Below are 20398 nucleotides of genomic sequence, written 5' to 3' on the forward strand. Positions count from 1 at the left end.
CCTATTTATTACCCTGCCATGAAGCAGCAGAAAACTCTTGCCTAGTATGCTCTTCATCAAAAATTCGACTTCGAAGCTGCCATCCAGATTCATCAGAAAACTGCCAAAGGTGTGGAGAGCGAAAACGATCGGATAGGAGATCGTAATAAGCACGATCAAAAATTGGCTGCTCAAAAGCCTTAGAAGCTACTGGAAAATGACTAGCAGGAAGACTCAAGTATTCAAAAATCTCATTAGCCCACCGCTGAGGAAATTCGCCGTCATATTTACGGACAAGAGCAATTCCTTCTTCACGGGTAATGTCTCGGGAACGTACTTCTTGAGCAGCATCATAAGTAGCTCTTCCAATTCCAAATTTAATCCAGGTCGTATGATAATGAAAATCGTCAATCCGATCATCAATAGAATTATAGGTACTATAAGTTCCGGCAGTTCTTTCTGGTGCGCATTGGAAACCACCATGCTCAACTGCATAGTAATATGCATTTTGCGGATGCCACTTTTCGTAATACCCAAGATAGTGGACTTCAATATTTTTTTCCTCGATCTGTTGGGGATTGATTGGCATATACGGCTCCCAATCGATTTTTTCTAACCCCAATTCTCGAAGGGTAGCAAGCGAAGCTCCACCCAAAAAGATTTCGTCTTGGCTCGATGAGGTGAAGTAATCCCAACTGCGTTTCGCAGAACTCATATCTGCCTTAGGGTTGCCGTATTCAGCTTCGTTCTCACCATAAAAAATTAAAGGAATATTGTATTGAGCAGCAATTTTCGGAGCAAGGTTTTTTTGCCCAAGGATGAATGGCTGGAATGGGTGGAATAAATTTTCAACAGCCAAACGAGTTATGAGCCGATGAACACGCCCGTTGGGCGTGAAAAGAATGTTGTCGAAACCAGCATGGATCCATGCTTGGTGGTTCTTCCAGCCCCAATCAGTGTATACATGTGGCGCCCATGTACACGTGAGAGGATGCATTCCATATTTGTATTTTAAAAGATGTGCCTGAATGAAACTATCTTTACCGCCGCTCCCAGGCACTAAACAATCGTAACTCCCGTCGTTTCGACGATGGCGATCGCATAGTTCTCGAAGTTCCTTTTCGCGATCATTCCAATTAATAGCTGCTTTCTGCTCAGCGACACGACAAGCATCGCAAATAATGTTTTCGTCAAAGTAAATAGCTTGCTTAGGAGTCTTTCCATCATTTTTGAACTCAGTAGTACTTGAGGGCCGCTGATTACTTATAACACATGAGCGGCAAAATTTGACTTCTAGTGGTAGTCCATAAAGAGCATTAGTGGAGTGCGCAGCTCTGAAAGCTGCTAAATCAATAGGCTGAGGATAATGATAAATAATCATTGTTGAATAAAAGAATTCAAATCAAAAATAAAGATTTAAGCTTGCTAACGATGAGAAGCAGAAAGCTTGCATTGTAGCTCAGGCATGCAAAAGCAGGTGAGAATCGTTTAATTATTGCATCATCAAAGGAGAAGCCCCTGGTGGGCCCTCGGCTTGGATTAGCCCCTTCTCAAGGCGTATTACACGGTCACATGAACTGACAGTAGAGAGGCGATGAGCAATTATCACAATAGTAAGGTTGTGGGAAAGACTCTTTACCGCATTCATAACCGCCGCTTCCGTGGCGATGTCTAAGGCGCTAGTAGCTTCATCGAGCACTAGCACTTGTGTCTGCTTGTATAGCGCCCTAGCAATACCGATGCGCTGACGCTGACCGCCGCTAAGGCGAACACCACGTTCTCCAACAAAACTTCTATAGCCCTCTGGAGCCTCCTCAATAAAGCTTGCGATATGGGCTTGAGCAGCAGCATGCTTTACGAGAGCCATGTCGATCTGGCTAGGGGGTACACCAAAGGCAATATTTTGTGCAATAGAGCTGTCAGCCAGATAAATATTTTGTGGCACATGAGAAATCTCAGCCCTCCAACCTGCCAAAAGCTCTGCATGGGCTGGGTCGTGCAAATCAAGACCATTCACCATCAGTCGCCCATCACTTGGAGGCAATAAACCCATGAGCACATCAACTAAAGTACTCTTACCACTACCAGTACTTCCAATAATACCAAGACGCTCACCACGATGGACCACTAAATCCAATCCTCTCAGAACATTTTTCTGAGTTGATCCATAGCGATAGTAGATATTCTCCAAAAAAATAGCTTTAAAACTTTTTACAGGCTGGAGAGAAATACAACTTAATTCCAAAGGCTGATTTAACATGGAAAGTACTGCCTCCATCGCAGCACTAACTCCTTTCAAAGTGACCCAACTGTTATATATCTGCTGCAAGGCTGGCAACAACCGCTGAGCACCCAAGGCCAAAGCGCCAAGAAGAGGGATAACGTTTGAGCCACTGCCCCTCTGCAAAACTAGTATCGAACCAAGAAGAGCAATCCCCACCATTCCTAAGGCTTCTAGCGCATACCGAGGGAATACACCCAAAAAAAGATTTTTGGAAGTAAGTATTCGCTGAATGTGATTTGAATGCCTGTAGACTTGGAGATAGGTGGGCTGACTGCCATCAAGCAAAATATCGCGAATAGCACCTAATCCTTCCTGCAATGCCTTAATTTGCTTGCTTAAAGCTTCAGCAATTTTGTTGCTATTACTATGGAGCTCTTTACGCGCTGTAATTGAGAGCAAATAGTAGGCAGCACAAAAAAGAGCAGCAGCCGATAAAGCAACAGACGCGTCAATTAATAACAACCCTAAAAACAAAGCTATTGATACGAAAGCTGATGTTAGGAGCTGAAGAAACGAATTCAACCCTACAACTGTTAGGTCCGTTTTGCTAGTAATAGTTGCGATTACAGAGGAGGTGTTGCGCTGTACATGTACTTCATAAGGCTGATATAACTCACGTCGGTACGCCTCACAACTTAAGTCTGAGCCCACTTCAGCAGCCAGTCGCAGGTTCAGCCAAAGATTTGTTAATCTTATAAAAGCAGCTAACACAGCCGCAGATGCAAATACCAGAGTGGCGGGTATTAAAAGTTGGCTCGCTGCTCTGAAGCCCATCAAGAGCGCGAGACCACGAATCATTGGCTGTTGCCACATACTAGTAGGGTCACTTAGCAAAGCTAGAAAAGGCAAAACCGCACCAAGTGATACCAGCTCAGCAATGCCACTAGTTAACATGGTTACTAGGAGCAATCCAAGTTGGATTCGGCGACGTCTATTTAAATGGGACCAGATGCCAAAGAGAAGTACCTTGGTAGTTGGTGATTTCTTTTCAGGATTCTTATCGTCGATTTGCAATGTTCAGTACTCCAGCGGCAGATGAACGGTGCTGCCATCACGTGCTGACCGGTAGGCAGCAATGAGTAGCTCCAGGCTACGCAATCCCTCACGGCCATCACATTGAGCCGCCTGTTTCCCCTGAAGAGCATCGAGGAGATTAGCGTAATAAACAGGATGGCCAAAACCATAAACACTCGTTGTCTCGTAGCTAGCTTTTTCTACGAGAGAATCATCAGGGCTTTCATCGGCAAAATCCCAGTGCTCAATCTGATTAACCGCCTTCCCACCAATTTTCACAGTACCTTTTTCGCCGAGCAAAGTGATCGAGCCCTCCAAATTTTTGGGATAAGTCAGCATTGTCACTGCCATCGTTCCTAGTGCACCATTACGCCAACGCAACTGCAACGCTGCTGTGTCTTCCACTTCAATATTGCGACTTAACGTAGCCATAGAAGCGCTAACGCTCTCTAATGGTCCAACCAACCAATCAAGCAGATCCACATAATGACTGGCCTGGTTCATCAGAGCGCCGCCATCAAATTCCCAAGTGCCGCGCCAGTGGGCTTGGTCGTAGTAGCTCTGCGGCCGCTGCCAAAATACATTTACCGCCACCATCACGATCTTTCCAAAGCGTCCAGCCTGAATCTGTCGTTTAACCAGCTGCAATGTACTGTTAAAGCGGTTCTGCTTAACAACAAAAAGACGCACCCCAGCTTCATCACAAGCCTTCACCATTGCAATCCCATCAGCCCAGCGAGTGGCCATTGGCTTTTCTGTGCACACATGCAGCCCTGCCTTAGCTGCTGCAATTACCTGCTCTGAATGCAGACCGCTTGGAGTAGCCAGCAGCACCAAGTCGACAGGAGTAGTACCGGCGGCACCGGAAGCAGAAAGAAGATCGCTATAGCTAGTGAATTGAATTGGATACAATCGAGCTCCGGAGTTCTCTTCAAAAACTTCGTCTATGTACTGCTGTGCATGACTAAGAGATTCTTGCTGAGTATCACAAATAGCCACAAGTTCTGCACGGTCATGGTGAATAGCGATGGCTTTGATGTGATTGCGGCTAATACGACCACAACCGACAATTGCAATGCGTATTCGACGCCCATTAATTGGGGTAATTGAGTGGAGCATAATTAATTTTCAAGCGACAGATAGCGTGGATTAAAACAGAGATCAGTAATGACAAATTACGACATATTTGTCAAATCTTTTGAAGACAGCTAATAAAGGATTGGCGGCTACGCAACTTTTCTTGAAACAGAGCTTGAAAAGAGACGAGCCATTAGATTCCATTAGCATCATGCAGAGGAAGCAAAAGAAGTTTGTTGTAGTGCATTCTTCAGGGCATTCACTACACGGCCTTGATCATCATCGCTAAGCCAAGGATGCATGGGAAGGCTTAAGACTCGCTCACAAGCAGCCTGAGCCAAGGGCGTTTGCCAACATTTTCTGGCACGGCCATTTACACAACGTAGAGCTGGTTGTTGGCTGAGGAGAGTGGGATAGTGCACAGAAGTAGGAATCCCCATCTCTTTGAGCGAAGCCTGTACTTCAGTACGCTGATCCACTTGTACTGTGTATTGGGCGTAGACGCTTGTGTTACCAGCTTTCAACTGGGGAGTTGTGACAATTCCTGCAGACTGGAGTTTTTGGCTATAAGCAGCGCCGATGCGGCTACGCGCTTCAACCTCTTGAGCGAAGTTGGGCCACTTGCCGAGCAAAATCGCAGCCTGAAGAGTGTCGATGCGGCCATTCACACCGATATCGGTGTGAAAATAACGCCGCGACTGGCCATGCCGCGAAACCCGGCGCATGCGCTCCGCTAGTTCAGAGCTATCAGTAAAACAAGCTCCGCCATCCCCATAACCCCCGAAGGGTTTCGAGGGGAAGAAGCTTGTGGTGCCGATGGTACTCAGCCCGCAACTGCGCCGGCCGTGCTGCTCGCTGCCGAAGCTCTGCGCACCGTCTTCAATCACAGGCAAGCCATGCCGCTCGGCAATCGAATTAATGGCAAGAAAATCAGCCGGCTGACCGTACAGACTCACCGGAATGATCGCCTTGGTGCGCTCGCTAATCGCGGGTTCCAGATTGATGGAATTAAGGTTGTAAGTGGCTGGATCGATATCCACGTAGACCGGCGTTGCACCCAACAGGGCGATCGTTTCTGATGTAGAAATGAATGAGAAGGGTGTGGTGATTACCTCATCCCCAGCCTTAACACCCAGGGCCATAAGAGCGATTAATAGCGCATCGGTACCGCTGGCCAACGCAATGCAGTGCTTTACACCTACATATTCAGCCAGGATGTGCTCCAGCTCCTCTACCTCTGGGCCGAGGATGTAACGACCATGGTTGAGCACCCCAGCAATGCGCGCATCTACGGCTTCACGAATGGTTCGCCCATCTGGCAGTTGCTGGCGTTGCTGCGCCGCTAAGTCAATGAACTGCATCGCTTAAACGGGTGTTTGGGTGAGATGTTGATCGAGGAGTTGGTAGACGTCACCCGAATGGGGGCAGGTCCAGGAACCGCTGCCCTCAAGCGGTAAATCGACTCGCTCGCCGTAAGCACTCATCCAACCGATTTGCTTGGCCGGCACTCCCACAGTTAATGCAAAAGGCTTAACTTCGCGGTTCACCACTGCACCCGCACCCACAAAGGCATGGTGTCCAATTCGAATACCACAAACAATCGTGCAATTCGCGCCGAGTGTTGCTCCCGTCTCAACAATAGTATCGCGGTATTCATCCCTACGGCTTACAGCTGAGCGAGGGTTGTACACATTGGTAAATACCATGCTGGGACCGCAGAACACATCGTCTTCCAGGGTCACGTTGTCGTATACCGAAACATTGTTCTGGATCTTGACGTTGTTCCCGATGCGAACATGGTTGCCTATAAACACATTCTGGCCGAAAGAGCAGCGATCACCAATCACAGCTCCTGAACTTATGTGAACCCAATGCCAGACCCTACTGCCGGCACCAACTGTGGCCCCATCATCCACCAGAGCGGTTGGGTGAATCGTGGCTGATGGGTGGATATGGCTCATAGTTGATTTCACTAGTTCTTAATTCGAAAGTAAGAAGTGATTGACACATTCTCAGAGCCGCAATGCTCCAAGCTCCCTTGGCACGATTGATTTCAGATCTACCAGCACACCATTCGGCTCAAGCAAAAGGCTCCATTTTTCGGCGCTCAGGGCAGTAAATTCCCGGTGGGCTACAGCAGCAACCACCGAGTGCCAGGTGCAGCCCATGGGGATTTCGCCCAGGACCTTAAGGCCATACTCCCTCTCGGCCTCCGTTGGATCGACCCACGGATCCACAACCAAAGGCTCCATTCCATAACGCCGGAGGGCCTCCAGCACATCCACCACTTTTGTGTTGCGAAGATCTGGACAATTTTCTTTAAAACTCAGCCCCAAAACCAAGACTTGGGCACCGGAGATGACTTGGCCACCTCGGGCCATCTCCAGCACAAGTTGTTCAACCAACCAACGGCCCATTCCGTCATTGATGCGCCGCCCCGCCAGTACCACCTGTGGGTAATAACCCAACTGCTCAGCTTTGTGAGTCAAATAATAAGGATCTACACCGATACAGTGCCCGCCCACCAAGCCGGGCCTAAATGGCAAAAAATTCCACTTCGTGCCCGCTGCCTCCAGCACATCGAGCGTATCGATACCCATCTCGCGAAAAATAATAGCCAACTCATTTACTAGGGCTATATTCAAATCACGCTGTGTATTCTCTATCACTTTAGCAGCCTCAGCAACTCGGATGCTTGCGCCTTTATGGGTGCCGGCCTGAATAATTGAACCGTAGAAAGCGTCAATCCAGGACGCAGACTCTGGAGTGCTACCGCTGGTCACCTTGGTGATTGTGGAAAGTCGGTGTTCAGTGTCGCCAGGGTTGATCCTTTCGGGGCTGTAGCCGCAGAAGAAATCGTTGTTGTTAATAAGACCAGATGCTCTCTCCAGGATTGGCACACATATCTCTTCTGTAGCGCCGGGATAAACAGTGCTCTCATAGATCACCAGAGGAAAACACGATATTTCACAACGGCTCTGCTGCTGCTCAAAACGCTGCTTCAGAACCAAGCCCACAGTATTACTAGCCTTTTTCAAGGGGGTGAGATCGGGCCGCTTTGCGCTGTCGATAGGTGTAGGAACCGTTACGATAAACACATCCGCTACCGCCAATTCGGACGGATCAGAAGTGAACTCGAGCATTGTTGCTGCTTCCAGCTCCTGAGAGCTGGTCTCATGGGTGCTGTCGTGACCTGCGCTTAACTCGCTCAGACGCTGCTGATTTATGTCGAAACCGATTACACGACGCCTCAGAGGTGTTCCGGTGCGGACGCAAGAACTAGGTGTAGCGAAGGCAACAGAGAGTGGCAGCCCCACATAACCAAGGCCTATAACCGCCACTGTGCAGGTAGCGAGGGATGGAAGGGGAGCAAGAGTTGGATCTGGAACGGACTGGGTGGTGCTACTCATAAAAAACCACCGGACAACTCGGGGCTAGGGAGTGGGCTGAACAAGATTGGAACGATGTGGAAAAAGAGGGGATGAGTGTGCTGAATTACACTTGATAAAATTCCCTATACCAAGAAACAAACCGCGAAACGCCGTCTTTGACCTGCGTGTTGGGCTTGAAGTCGACCCATGCCTCTAAGGCGGAGGTGTCAGCTGCCGTGGCCGGCACATCGCCTGGCTGAATAGGCAAGAATTGCTTCTCGGCTTTGATGCCTAGAGAACTTTCCACTGCTTCGATGTAATCCATCAGCGGTGTTGGGTTGCTGTTACCGATGTTGAACACTCGGCTCGGTGCCCAGCTGGTGGCCGGGTTGGGGTTGGCAGGATCGAAGGCCAGATCTGGGGCCGCAGGCTTCTCGAGTAATCGAACCAAGCTTTCGACAATGTCATCGATGTAAGTGAAATCGCGCACCATCTCGCCGTTATTGAATACCTTGATCGGCTCACCTCCCAAAATCGCCTTAGTAAACAGAAACAGCGCCATATCTGGCCGGCCCCAGGGTCCATACACCGTGAAGAAGCGCAAGCCAGTGGTCGCTAGGCCATAAAGATGGCTGTAAGTATGGGCCATTAGCTCATTGGCCTTCTTAGTAGCCGCATAGAGGCTCACAGGGTGATCCACGCTGTGGAGCTCGGAAAAGGGCATACGCGTATTGCCGCCATAAACAGAGCTACTACTCGCATACACCAGATGCTTTACGCCATTTTGGCGACAACCTTCAAGAATGTGACCAAATCCCACCAGGTTGCTCTGTATGTAAGCAGCAGGATTCTCAATAGAATAACGAACCCCTGCCTGCGCAGCCAGATTCACCACCTTCGTAGGCTTGTGTTGAGCGAAGGCAGCTTGCACCGCATCACTATTTTCCAGATCAGCCTCTATCAGCAGGAAAGATGTACCTGTTGACGATGCTGTGTCTTCGAGTTGGAGAATCCTCGCCCGCTTGAGATTTGGATCATAGTAAGAATTGACGTTGTCGAACCCCACAACGGGCGTTCCCTGCTCCAGCAAACGGCGACACAGATGAAATCCGATAAAGCCGGCAGCACCGGTTACGAGAATAGTCACTAATCAAAAAAACTTTTAGAGAAAGAACAGGCACAACCCTCTGAATAGACGATTAGAAGCGCGACTAGCCTATAGAAGATTGATATTTTCACGACGACTGAAGCAACTCATACACCAGGTTCTGACGAAAGTACATTACCGGGCTCTCTAGGCCTTCATCAAGGGAATATGAGACCGCCAGCCGAGGGCGGTCAGACAACTCACTTCCAGCTGCTTCTAAGGGATGCCGTCGAGTTTGATGGAGTCTCAATGGAACTTGCATGATAGCCCGTAAAGATCACAAAATCTTCTTGAGTAACTGCTGCTGAGGTATGCGCCACTGCATTTCCACGTGGTAGCGGACGTCGACCCAGTCCTCAGCGAATCGAGATTTCTATGAACATAAATTGTTTATTACCTGCATCGATCCGGACCAGACCAAGAGGATCCTCAGAGCCACAAAGGGTTCGCCTCGGCGCTAGCTCTCATAATCGAACTGCATGTCCTTACAAGTATAGATCCAATAAGCCCCGCAGTAGCTCAACATGACTCAGCAAGGGTAGAGATTCATTACATCTTAGGGACTGCGCCGAACAGAAGAAAGGGGATGAGTACTTCGCAGCACTTCCAAAAATAAAGCAACAAAATTGCAGCAATTCTTCATCACGGATGATTTTTACTTGTTAAATCCAATACCTGAATCGACTCCATAATTTTCAGAGTTTTTAACGCTTAGGGATTGCCGGTGTATCAAGCCGCTGCGTAACCCTCAGGCTCCTGCAAGACAGCATCTCAAGCCAAATTGCTCTGAACGCCAAGGTTGTAAATCTCATCAGGCTGCGCTTGCTGAATAATCCTGTTCAAATTGCTGCTATCCGTTAAATCGCCGAAATGCAGCACCAGCCGAGGGTTATCCACGTAAAGATCCTGATAGAGATGATTAATTCGGCTTGTATTTAAAACTGTTTGCTCTTTTTAATCCCATGGACCACATATCCTCGTTCCAGCAACAACTCCGTTAGATAACCACCATCTTGGCCGGTGACTAGGGCGGTTTTGGTGGCGGGGCAGCAATAGGGGGGGGGCATTGAATCTTGAGAATGACGTGCAGGCACAACATCTCTGCCTGCGGTCACTGCGGACAGGAGCTGAGCTCAACCGTCTCGGCTGTGACGTGATGGCGTTTAGCTTGCCACGGCGACGCTGCACAGCTGAACGCGTTTTGGAGGCAATGCACTTTTCGAATAACCACCGCAGCCACCTATGCAGCCCAAAAAAGCTGGGGAGGACAAGCAATTACCGTCACTATTGACACAATACCGTTACAGCAACGACACGCCTACGCGCCACTTTCTCCCCTTAGCTGACCTGCTTCCTCTCTCAACAGCTCAAGGCGTGCCCTGAGATCGATGAACAGCCAGTGTCTTAGGGCAAATCCGCCTGATTTAACTGAGAGGGTGAAAACATCGGACTCAGCAGCACCTTGATTCCGGAGCAGTTTCTGAACGAGGGGCAAAGCAGCCTCAAAGCACTGTGCCCAAGAAAGCCTTAACCCTCGCCAATTGTCCGCAGCTATTGCAAAGGGGGGGGGGGATGTCCTCTTTTTGATTTAAGCTTTCATGAGCGACAGCTGCTTAGCAATGTGGAGTAGGCGCATTGGCTTCAATGGCAGACATCGATGTGCGCTGGCTTCAATGCTTAGAGAACTACGAATAGTCTTTGGCAACGCTCTAATGAGCACTGTCTCTTACTGCCAGCCGCCCACTCAGCGAGCTTGAACCCAAATATTAACAGGGGTTTGTTCACCTACAAGCTCAGCTGGCTTCTGCTCAAAGATTTTTGAGCAGATCAAGGCGTGGGTGGAATCACTGGCTCACGAGATGTATTGCGGTAAGCAATTGTGAGAGATCTTTTGCCCACTTGCACGGAAAGCACCTGGATAGCGATGATCAGCAGCCACAAACTCAACAGCCATACCTACTACCCAGCTCTTGCTAGAGAGATTGCACAACTTATTGCTAATCCATATGGCAAAGGACCTCAGGGCTTTCAGAAAGAGCTGCGCCGCTAAGCAGAGCAGAGCCCATAACCCCAGGCATCGCGATAACCTGCAATACCTGGGCTGGCTTGAGATCAAATTCTTCACGCACTCGCTTAGGAATGACAACTTGATAGTTCGGGGTAACAGTCGAAAAATCCATCAGCAAAACATACTGCCCATGCACGATCCATCAGTAATCAATGCTGCTGGGCAAGAGCAAACAGATCAATAGAGGCGAACGAATCGAATTACGAGGACAGACGTGACTTCAATTAAGCAAGCCGTCACCAAGGCCCCGTCCGGGAGCAATGCGGTGATCCATTACGCCGACCCAGAGGCTGTTGGCGAGTCTGCAGAGAAGCCACTTCACTATTGGGATGTGAATGCGAATGGCACTCACTGCCTGCTGGCGGAAGCACGGCAGCTGCTCACACACAACCTGGGCAGCAGCCAGGGACAGTCCTTTCTGGAGGTTGTTGAGGCCATGAAAGCCGAAAACGGCCGTTCCATCACCTTTGCGATCTTCGATCGTTGGCCTGGCGAGCCGGCATCAGTGTCGCCGACCCCAGCAAATCTGCTCAGCGGCTGGGATGGCGCACCAAGCGAAACCTTGAATAGATCAGCCGAGATGGCTGGACATGGCAAAATAAGTTAGTATTGATCAAGCTAAGCCAAAATTGGGAGAGTGTGGTCGCTGGGCTCCATCTCGAAACACGTAATTTTCATTTGAAGCCCGTTCACAATAATCAACGAAATAGCACTAAGTGGTCGCCTGCAAGACAGCAATTAATTGAGCAGGATCATCAAGCAAAACTCGGTGTTCTTCGCCGTTCACAAGCAGGGACTTCAAAAGTAGTTCTCCTGCTTTAGCTTCTTCATCACCAATCACCGCAGCCCAACTAGCACCGCTTCGATCAGCTCGCTTGAACTGCTTTCCAAAGGCAGCACCAGTGGCATCAAGTTCAACTGAGACTCCAGCTGCTCGTAATTGCCTGGCCAGCTTCAAAGCGACGACCTCAGCTTGATCGCCACGATTCACCAGATAAAGGTCCGGAGCTTTTTCAGAGATGAGCGTGGCAGCAGCTCCGTCAGCGTCAGCTGCAGCTGCAGCGTCTAACACCAGCATCAGCCTCTCCATTCCAAGTGCCCAGCCCACTGCAGGCGTGTGAGGACCGCCCAGCTGTTGCACCAAACCGTCATACCGACCGCCGCCACATACAGTTGCCTGCGCGCCGAGTTGATCACTGGTAATCTCGAAAGCAGTGTGACCGTAATAGTCAAGCCCACGCACAAGCCGTGGGTTGAGCTGAAACGGAATTTCCAGCTGATTAAGAAAACGCTGGACCGCCTCAAAACGCTGAGAACTGTCGTCGGTTAGAGCGTCCAGCAATGTGGGTGCATTTTCAAGCAATGCTTGAGTCGTTGAGTGCTTGCTATCGAGGATGCGTAAAGGGTTGGATTTCAGGCGCTGCTGGGAGTCAGCATCCAACTGGTCGACTCGGGCTTCAAGCCAATTCACCAACTGCTGCCGATAGCGCTGACGATCCTCAAGGGTGCCAAGACTGTTGATCTGAAGTTTCAGGCCGGATACACCCAGGTCAGAAAGCAAATCCCAAGCCAAGGCAATCACCTCAACATCACTGCGTGCACTACTCACGCCCAGAAATTCAACTCCGATCTGATGAAACTGACGCTGACGCCCGGCCTGAGGACGCTCATAGCGAAACATGGACCCCGCGTACCAGAGCTTCTGAGCACCCTGACTCAATAGGCCGTGTTGTAAGGCAGCTCGCACAACCGAGGCAGTACCTTCTGGACGAAGCGTGCAGGAGCGGTCACCACGATCAAGGAAGGAATACATCTCCTTACCAACAACGTCAGTGGCTTCACCGATCCCCCTTGCGAACAGATCAGTTACTTCAAGTAAAGGCGTCCGAATCTCCTCAACCCCAGAACGCAGAAAATGAGCACGAGCCACACCCTCCACAACCTGCCAACGGCGAGTCTGGTCCGGAAGGAGATCGACCATGCCACGAAGGCTCTGCAGTTGACTCACACCTGTTGTTTCTTCGATAACACCATTTTGCATGGTCGCATCACCACCTCCACTTGACCCAATTCCACCCCTGGCCACAACCAACTTTTATCTGGGGTCGGAATGACATAAATTCGCACGGCATTTGATCGGTTCAGCATTGCTGAATACCCGTTTCCTATCGACAATCGCTGCAAGCGCCTTGATAGCTCTTCCGGCAGTCGCGGTGAATGCTGAGCAGATCTTTGAAATTGAAGAGACAACGACTACGCAGGAGCAACCCCTCCCATTAGAGCAACGAGCTCAGATCTCCTACGATGCCTACATTCTTGGACCAGGAGATGGGCTCCGGATCGAGCTGCTTGATCTGCCAGAGCTCAGCGGAACGTTTGCAATTGGTCCTGACGGAACCATTTACATACCACGCCTGCGTGCTCTTTACGTCGAAGGGCTCACTGTCGAGGAACTTCGATACTTCCTCACTGAGCAATTTCGAACTTATGTTCGAAACCCCCAGGTGTACGTGCGCCCCATTAAGTACCGACCAATCCGTGTCTATGTGGGCGGAGAAGTTAGGCGACCTGGCTACTACACTCTCAGCGGTGTACAGACGATAACCGAAGACGTGACATCAACCAATTTAGGTGATGTCGACTCAGGAATAAATGCTCTTGGAGAAGGCGTAACCTCGAAAAGGTCAACATTGACGAGTGGAGGCAGTAGTGGAAATCTCTTCCCGACAGTATTTGACGCCATCCGCACTGCCCAGGGCATTACGCCTTACTCCAAACTTTCAGAAGTACAGGTCACACGAAGACGCGCCCAAGGGCTTGGAGGAGGGCGGATCAGAACGAATCTAGATTTTCTTTCTCTAATAACAGAAGGAAACGAGTCACAAAACATAAGACTTTTTGATGGCGACGTACTAAACATTGCAAAAAGCCCTGTAGTACTTCGCGAACAACTACTTAAGGCTGGACAGTCAAATTTAAGTCCGCAATTTTTGGAGGTTTTTGTTACGGGACGAGTTAATATACCTGGAGGCATAACTGTACCACAAGGCAGCTCACTTAACCAAGCGATTTCGTTAGCTGGCGGCGCCAAGCTTCTTAAGGGAAAAGTCGAATTTGTACGATTCAACCGAGATGGCACTATCGATAGAAGATTATTTGCGTACCAACCTGCCGCGGCTGCCGACGCACCAAATAACCCTATCCTCGCAGCCGGTGATTTAATTCGCGTCCAAGACTCTCTCCTTAGCGGCAGCGTCAGTGTCTTGAATGAATTAACCGGACCGTTCGTCGGACTTTACTCCGTTTATTCACTTTTCAACTAAATTGATAAATGACAATAAGCGATTCGTCAAAGCAAGCTGTAAACATGTCACGCGCGCAAGCCGACGACGAGATTGATCTCACGCAAGCTGGAAAATCATTGTTGCGCCACAAATTTTTAATTGCAAAAATCACTGTGGCCACTCTTGTGCTGTCGGGCCTTTATGCATTTACTCGAAAACCTGTTTGGGAAGGTCAGTTTCAAATCGTCCTTCAAAGCGAGTCAAAATCATCAAGCGGGGCAATGTGTCTGCTGCAGTCCAATCCAGGACTAGCCAATCTTGTTGGTGCGGGAGCTGGTTCCAGCAACTTGGAGACTGAAGTGCAGATTCTTGAGAGTCCCTCAGTGTTGAAACCCATTTTCGATTTCGTCAAAACCCAAAAAGCCAAGTCAGGCAAAGACACCAGCAAGTGGCGATATGCAGAATGGTTTAAAGACAATTTATCCATCGAGCTTGAAAAAGGCACTTCAGTACTTAATCTTGAATATCGCGACACTGACAGACAACTTATTTTGCCTGTAATCAATCGCATTTCCAAAGCTTATCAAAGCTACTCGGGCCGAGACCGAGAAAAAGGGATTAGCCAAGCTATCAGATATCTCGACGAGCAAATCAATATCTATCAAACAAAAAGTGTTACTTCTCTCAGGGAGGCTCAGAATTTCGCTGTCGAACAAGACCTCACAGCTCTCCAAGGCAATGGAGAGGACGATAATGAAATCAAAAATTCAATCAACATTGAAAAAATCCGAATTCAAGCAGCTAACCAAATCCGTAGTGTTAATGAACAGCTGAAACAACTTGATTCACTCAATGATGATCCTGAAACTTTGATGTACATGGGGCGCAATATCCCAGAACTAGCATCTCAGGGCCTTCCCCAAGCTCTTGATAAACTCGATACGCAGCTAGCCACACTTCGCACCAAATATACCGACAAGGAAGATTCTATTCGTCGTCTTTTAGAACGTCGTCGGCTGCTCATTGAATTGTTTAAACGTCAGACCTACGGCTATCTCTATGCCAAGCGCACTGCAGCGAAGGCGCGACTCGCGGCAGCAGAGCGACCCAAAGGTGTATTGATTAACTACAGAGAATTGCTCCGTACTGCAAATCGAGATGAAGCTACTTTAATTCGATTAGAAGGGGGACGTCAGCTTCTTGCTCTTGAGCAAGCACGCAACGAAGAACCCTGGGAGCTGATCTCAACACCAACGCTTCTCGACAACCCTGTAGCCCCTCATAAAAAGAAGATTATGGCTCTTGGTTTGCTAGCTGGAATCGTTTTCGGCAGCGGCGCTTCTCTTGTTGTGGATCGCCGTACGGGCCTTGTGTTCAGCACCGATGAACTACAAAGCCTGCTGCCATGTCCGCTTCTTAAGCACTTGCCAGCCATGGCCAAAGACACTTGGACCGATGCAGCAGACCTGCTCGCCTCGGGCCCCTTGGCAGAAACCGGTGGAAACACTGACATCGCACTGATCCCCTTGGGCAACATGCCGAGCGATCAGCTCGAAGTCTTCAGTACAGAACTGCGTCGCGCCCTTAAGGGACGCAAGCTGCTTGTGAGTACCGATTTGCGAGAAACAAGCGATTGCGCCACCCAACTGCTGCTCGCTGCACCAGGAGTTGCCACTCGCACCCAGCTCTCACAATTCAGCCAGAAACTTGCTCTTCAGGGAGCTCCCCTTGCTGGTTGGGTGCTGCTGGATCCTGAACTCGATCTGGGGTGAAGTACACACCTTCTTTCCAAAGCAGAGTGCGCAGGCTTCTGCTTTCCAGCTCCGTTTTGACAATCGGAGTGGGAAGCGGGCTGCCTCAACCAACACAGGCGCAGATCGTGTGGAAGGCCATCGACTCTCCTGTCATCGCCCCTCCTCCTGTGGTCTGGGAACCCGTCTCTGAGGCAGACGAGCGAGATCCATCATTGACGGCTGTTTCTTGGCAAATTGTGCCTGGATCGGAGCAACAAGATCAACCATCGACGGTTGTGGCTTGGGAATTGCTTGATGCAGATGATGCAACCAATCTCCCAACGTCGGAGACTGCGTCGACAACTGAGATCAATCCACCCGCCAGCGTGGAAGAAGCTGAAGCGTTGCTCAGCGCCATCCCTCTGACACCCAGCGATTACGTACCGCTGCTGCGACTCTCACCTTCCGTCCCCACAGCAGAAACCTTGCCTGCTGATCAGTGGCGCATCTCGTTTGGAACCATTTCGCCCTTTGAAAGTGCTGCAGGCACAGGCAATCAGAACTATTCGATCAACCTCGATATTGGCTTGAACGACAGCCTGATGTTGTCATTTTTTATAAGTCAGGCCGATGACCCGCTCAACGCCCCACTCACGGGTTTCGCAGTACAACCAGCCAATTTCTGGCAAAGCTATGGTGCCGCGGCCCAGTGGCAAGTTCTCAACCAAAACAACTGGAAATTGGCAATCAGTGGCTCACTTGAAGCCTGGGAAGTGGGCAGTGGCGGAGACGACTCGTTCTCCGACTCGGGAGATAACGCCAGCCCCAACATTTTCAATGACTCAGGCAGCCGAGTCTTCACCCGAAACTTCGTCGGGTCCCTCAGCCTTCCGGCGACCTGGCAAGCCAGCAAACAGTGGCAATTCAGCTTTGCCCCTGGTGTGAGCTTCCTGCCTGCAACGCAAGGCTCTGGCCAGGGTGGCGCTGGAAAGTTCTATGGAACCAACCCCTACGTCAGCGGCGGAGTTCTGTTCCAACCGTTCCCGGAGCTGGGCTTCACCGCCAGCATCGCCCAACCAATCGGCAGCGGCACCAACAGCTTCGATGCAGATCTGGTCTTTTCTCGCGTACCCATTCTGTCCGCTGGGATCAACTGGGATCTCAATCCACGAATCGGGCTCAAAGGCTTAATCACCAATGGCTTCGGGGCTACACCGGCCACGGCATTGCTCGCTTTGCCCTCCGATAACCGGCTTGGCTACTCCGCCAGCTTCGTGTTCACCCCCGGCACTGCAGACACACCACAAGCGCCGCTCACACCAAGGCAGGATTCACTCGCCAAAGGCGGGCTCACAGTCAACACCGCCCTGGTACCACCGGACACCAAAACAGAGGCTTGGATTAATGCCGATAGCGGCGGGAACGTCAATGGTTTCGTTGGCTATTCCCTTTCCAACATCTTCCAGCTGACTCTTTTCAGTGGTGGGCTTTACAACAACGTGCCCCAAACCACGCCCCAAGCCCGCCTCTACGCCAACGATGGGGCCTGGAACTGGCGTATCGGCGGCAAAGCCGTCGCCTTCAGCCCTCTTCGTGGTGCTCCCTTCTGGGGAGGTGGGCGGATCACCCTGGGAAGAAGTAATCAAGAGAGCAGCAGCGGCCAGGGCTATGTGTTTGCAGAAACCATGGCCACCTGGGAAGCCACCGAGGGATTGGCGTTCAACTTCAACCCGAAAGTGGCCTTGAGCGGAGCAGGCAACCTCTGGGGATTAGGGATCAGCTCCAATCTGCAACTCTTCCCAGGCTGGGAGCTAGTACCCGAAGGCAATGTCGTCATCAATCAACTGTCCCAAAGCAACGGCACCCTGGGTCTTCGTTGGCATGCCACTGACAGCATTGCGCTAGAGGCCTACGGAAGTACTGCCGCCTCCCTGTTGGATATTGGTCAGTTGATCAATGCTGAACAGGTGCGCTGGGGTGGACGATTACTCATCGGTTTTTAACGACGGATCTCGGCACGAGCCTCAACGCAACACCCGAAGCACTGCGCAACGTGAGACGTCCGGTCCATTCAGGGCCTGAGCTGTCATCACCAGGAAAAAACTGAAAGTGCTTGATGAGTTCAGCCAGCACCAATAAGGCTTCCTGCTGGGCAAACGCAGCTCCGGGGCATTTGCGCGGACCTAAGCCATAGGGAAGCCATGCTTCTTTGCGACAGAGGATCTCCTGGTCCGTAGCGGTGCCATCCAGAAAACGTTCCGGGCGGAATTGATGAGGTTCCGGCCAGTAGTCGTCATGGCGATGAATCACCCAAGGAGAGAACGTCAATAACGATCCCACCGGACATCGGCTGATCGCTGGTGCTTGCTGCGGGCATTCGATCGATGGAACCGAGAGGTCGGTGTCTTCGTGAACGCGTTCACGAATGAAGAAACTCACCGGCGGATAGAGGCGCAAGGTTTCCTGAAAAACCGCAGCTCCATAGCGCAGCTGCCTCAAGCTTTGGTGCGTCAACACCTCAGGGAGAGATGCCACCTCTGCATGCAACTGGCCCTGAGCCTCTTGATCCAGAGCCAACAGCCAACAGGCACTGCTCAAGGCACTGGCTGAAGTTTCATGGCCCGCCAGGAACAGAAAGCAAATCTGATCCACCAATTCCTCGGCCGTGAAGGAAGTACCTGTTTGTGGATCCACGGCGGCAAGCAGGGCCCCCAGCAGATCCTTCACACCAGCCTCAGGCTGCGCAAGCCGCTCCTCGATCACGCCTTGGATCCACTGACGAATCACCAGTGCATCGCGTGCCAGCGAGCGCTGCACCCAACGCCGTGGCAAACGCGCAAAGCGCAAGATGAGTGCCCGGGCAGCCTTGCGTTGATAGCGCCCAAAGGCCTCAAACACCTCGCGGGCCTCTCCCTCTTGCACCGGTCTACTGAGGATCGTGCGCACAATCACATCAGCGGTGACCCAGGTCATCGCAGCCTCGATATCGATTTCAGCTCCTTGTTGGCTGCAATCGGCTTGCTCAGAGAGCTGTTGCGCAAGGCGCTCCAACATGGCGTCTTTTGCAGCCTCCATTGCAGGAAACACCTGCTCCAACTGCGCCACCTGAAACGCCTGATCAACCAAACGCCTTTGGCGTGCCCATTCGTCTCCATTGACAGAAAAGATGGCTCGGCCAATCAGAGGTTCAAGAATCCAAAGCGTGTAGGGGTGCTTCGGGAAGGCCTCCACCTCCTGCACCAGCACGCGCCTCAGCAGGGTTCGATCATTCACCAAAAACACTCTCAGGCCCAGAAGATTGAGCTCACCGAGAGCGATGCGGAAATCCCATTCATTGAGCAAACCAAACCAACTGCTCCATCCCCGCTTGAGGCGACGCAGCACATTGGCGGTGTAGGGCAAAGGCTTTGGCCAGGGGGGTGTGATGGCCATCAGATCGTGATTTCTCCAGTCATCAGCCCGCAGAGATCCAGGCCCGCAGCGGGATTGGTCAAATAATCGAAATGAAGGTCAAACAGCTGGGCCAACCATTGCCGATTGCGCTGTAAACCGTTGGCTTGACGCAGATTCAACAGCTGCATCAGCGGGTAGTCACTGCCACCTCTCTTGGGCACAGGCAAACCGCAGGCTTGGTAAGGATTCACGCCAGCAAAACACAACAAATCATCGAAGGAGGTGACATCCAGCCAGGGCAAGCAGGGTTCCATCGCCAGCGTCTGAAGATCATCGCGAAAAGCCCCTGCACCTGGATACAAGCCCAGATTGGCCAGGTTCTGCCCCAGGCTCAGCAAACACACCCTGGACGTCATTGCCATCGAATTGGGATGGCGTCGCAGTTCAGCTGCCACCATCGCCAAGACAAACGATCCAGAACTATGACCCACTAACAGAATTTCATCAGCGGGATTTTTGTCTTCCAAAGCCAGCAATGCCCCCACTAACTCCCGCACCCGCTGGCGCAGCATCGTGTCTCTCAGGCTGCCAAGGCGATGGGTGAACAAAATGGACCGGCAAAGCCACACCACACCCAAACGATCCGCCAGCCGCCAGCCCTGCCAGAGCACAACAGCCACCACCAACGGCACCAACGGAAGCCAGAGAAAGCCAGCCAAGACTCCAGCGGCAATCGCTGAAAGCGTGACCAGTATCAAAACCATGACGGGGTAAAGCCCGCAAAGCGCCACACCAGGGCACAACCGCGCCGTACGCACGACTCCTCCCTGCAGCAGATAGGCCCGCGCAAATCCAAGCAACTGGGTCAGCAACGGCCAGGGGTGCTTTGGCCAGTTGGCACGGGCAATGTCATCCCAATGCAAAAAAGCAAGCTCATACTGTTGATCAACCTCAGGATCCAACAAAGGCCAGCGGGTGATCCTTTCACCTTCCTGACGAGACCCCAAGCGCCAACCACGCTGTTTCATCAGCCGCGCAAATAAACGCT

At 51.0% G+C, this 20398-nt stretch carries 15 protein-coding genes and 1 pseudogene; 4 read left to right on the top strand and 12 right to left on the bottom strand.

Going from position 1 to position 20398, the window contains the following annotated elements:
* Position 1: 1 nt before the first annotated feature.
* The 9 genes and pseudogenes from SIB58_RS13415 to SIB58_RS13455 all read right to left on the bottom strand — a co-directional run bounded on the left by SIB58_RS13415 (position 2) and on the right by SIB58_RS13455 (position 11052).
* Positions 2-1360, bottom strand: a complete 1359-nt coding sequence (locus SIB58_RS13415) for an N-acetyl sugar amidotransferase (protein ID WP_074162599.1) — start codon at positions 1358-1360, stop codon at positions 2-4.
* A gap of 111 nt (positions 1361-1471) precedes the next feature.
* Positions 1472-3277 (bottom strand): ABC transporter ATP-binding protein, encoded by a 1806-nt coding sequence (locus SIB58_RS13420; protein WP_231884190.1) that lies wholly within the window; start codon positions 3275-3277, stop codon positions 1472-1474.
* Between the two features lie 3 nt (positions 3278-3280).
* The gene (locus tag SIB58_RS13425) at positions 3281-4396 is read right to left on the bottom strand and encodes a Gfo/Idh/MocA family protein (RefSeq protein WP_067326788.1); all 1116 of its coding nucleotides are present in this window, start codon (positions 4394-4396) and stop codon (positions 3281-3283) included.
* 167 nt (positions 4397-4563) lie between these two features.
* Entirely contained in the window at positions 4564-5715 is a 1152-nt protein-coding gene (locus SIB58_RS13430) for a DegT/DnrJ/EryC1/StrS family aminotransferase (RefSeq protein ID WP_067326792.1), read from the bottom strand.
* Between the two features lie 3 nt (positions 5716-5718).
* Entirely contained in the window at positions 5719-6315 is a 597-nt protein-coding gene (locus SIB58_RS13435; RefSeq protein WP_067326795.1) for an acyltransferase, read from the bottom strand.
* Between the two features lie 51 nt (positions 6316-6366).
* Positions 6367-7764: a nucleotide sugar dehydrogenase gene (locus tag SIB58_RS13440; RefSeq protein ID WP_074162600.1), complete on the bottom strand. Its 1398-nt coding sequence runs from the start codon at positions 7762-7764 to the stop codon at positions 6367-6369.
* Between the two features lie 85 nt (positions 7765-7849).
* On the bottom strand, positions 7850-8872 hold the full coding sequence (locus SIB58_RS13445; protein ID WP_067326801.1) for an NAD-dependent epimerase: 1023 nt from the start codon (positions 8870-8872) through the stop codon (positions 7850-7852).
* A 771-nt stretch (positions 8873-9643) separates the two neighbouring features.
* A pseudogene (locus tag SIB58_RS13450) lies at positions 9644-9805 on the bottom strand (GDP-mannose 4,6-dehydratase); the annotation flags it as partial.
* 1064 nt (positions 9806-10869) lie between these two features.
* Positions 10870-11052 (bottom strand): AbrB/MazE/SpoVT family DNA-binding domain-containing protein, encoded by a 183-nt coding sequence (locus tag SIB58_RS13455; RefSeq protein WP_082823404.1) that lies wholly within the window; start codon positions 11050-11052, stop codon positions 10870-10872.
* A gap of 102 nt (positions 11053-11154) precedes the next feature.
* Between SIB58_RS13455 and SIB58_RS13460 the strand changes: the two genes are divergently transcribed.
* Positions 11155-11547, top strand: coding sequence for a hypothetical protein (locus SIB58_RS13460; RefSeq protein ID WP_067326807.1), 393 nt, complete (start codon positions 11155-11157; stop codon positions 11545-11547).
* A 105-nt stretch (positions 11548-11652) separates the two neighbouring features.
* Here SIB58_RS13460 and hisS read toward each other — a convergent pair whose 3' ends face one another.
* Positions 11653-12948, bottom strand: coding sequence for a histidine--tRNA ligase (hisS, locus tag SIB58_RS13465; protein WP_067326861.1), 1296 nt, complete (start codon positions 12946-12948; stop codon positions 11653-11655).
* 139 nt (positions 12949-13087) lie between these two features.
* On the opposite strand from hisS, the gene SIB58_RS13470 reads away from it, so the two are divergent.
* Genes SIB58_RS13470 through SIB58_RS13480 form a run of 3 tightly spaced genes read left to right on the top strand, consistent with a single transcriptional unit; the run spans position 13088 to position 17960 of the window.
* Complete coding sequence (locus SIB58_RS13470) at positions 13088-14263, top strand: polysaccharide biosynthesis/export family protein (protein WP_231884191.1); 1176 nt, start codon at positions 13088-13090, stop codon at positions 14261-14263.
* Between the two features lie 44 nt (positions 14264-14307).
* Positions 14308-15996: a GumC family protein gene (locus SIB58_RS13475; protein ID WP_414494663.1), complete on the top strand. Its 1689-nt coding sequence runs from the start codon at positions 14308-14310 to the stop codon at positions 15994-15996.
* Positions 15997-16052: 56 nt separating this feature from the next.
* Positions 16053-17960: a hypothetical protein gene (locus SIB58_RS13480; RefSeq protein ID WP_414494664.1), complete on the top strand. Its 1908-nt coding sequence runs from the start codon at positions 16053-16055 to the stop codon at positions 17958-17960.
* Here the strand turns inward: SIB58_RS13480 and SIB58_RS13485 are convergent.
* Positions 17947-19389: a cytochrome P450 gene (locus tag SIB58_RS13485; protein WP_067326814.1), complete on the bottom strand. Its 1443-nt coding sequence runs from the start codon at positions 19387-19389 to the stop codon at positions 17947-17949. The two genes, SIB58_RS13480 and SIB58_RS13485, sit on opposite strands and share 14 nt — an antisense overlap.
* Positions 19389-20378, bottom strand: a complete 990-nt coding sequence (locus tag SIB58_RS13490; protein ID WP_067326817.1) for a hypothetical protein — start codon at positions 20376-20378, stop codon at positions 19389-19391. The genes SIB58_RS13485 and SIB58_RS13490 overlap by 1 nt, the downstream gene beginning before the upstream one ends.
* Between the last annotated feature and the right edge of the window lie 20 nt (positions 20379-20398).

The sequence above is a fragment of the Synechococcus sp. MIT S9504 genome (genome assembly GCF_047497135.1).
Taxonomy (GTDB): Bacteria; Cyanobacteriota; Cyanobacteriia; order PCC-6307; family Cyanobiaceae; genus Synechococcus_C.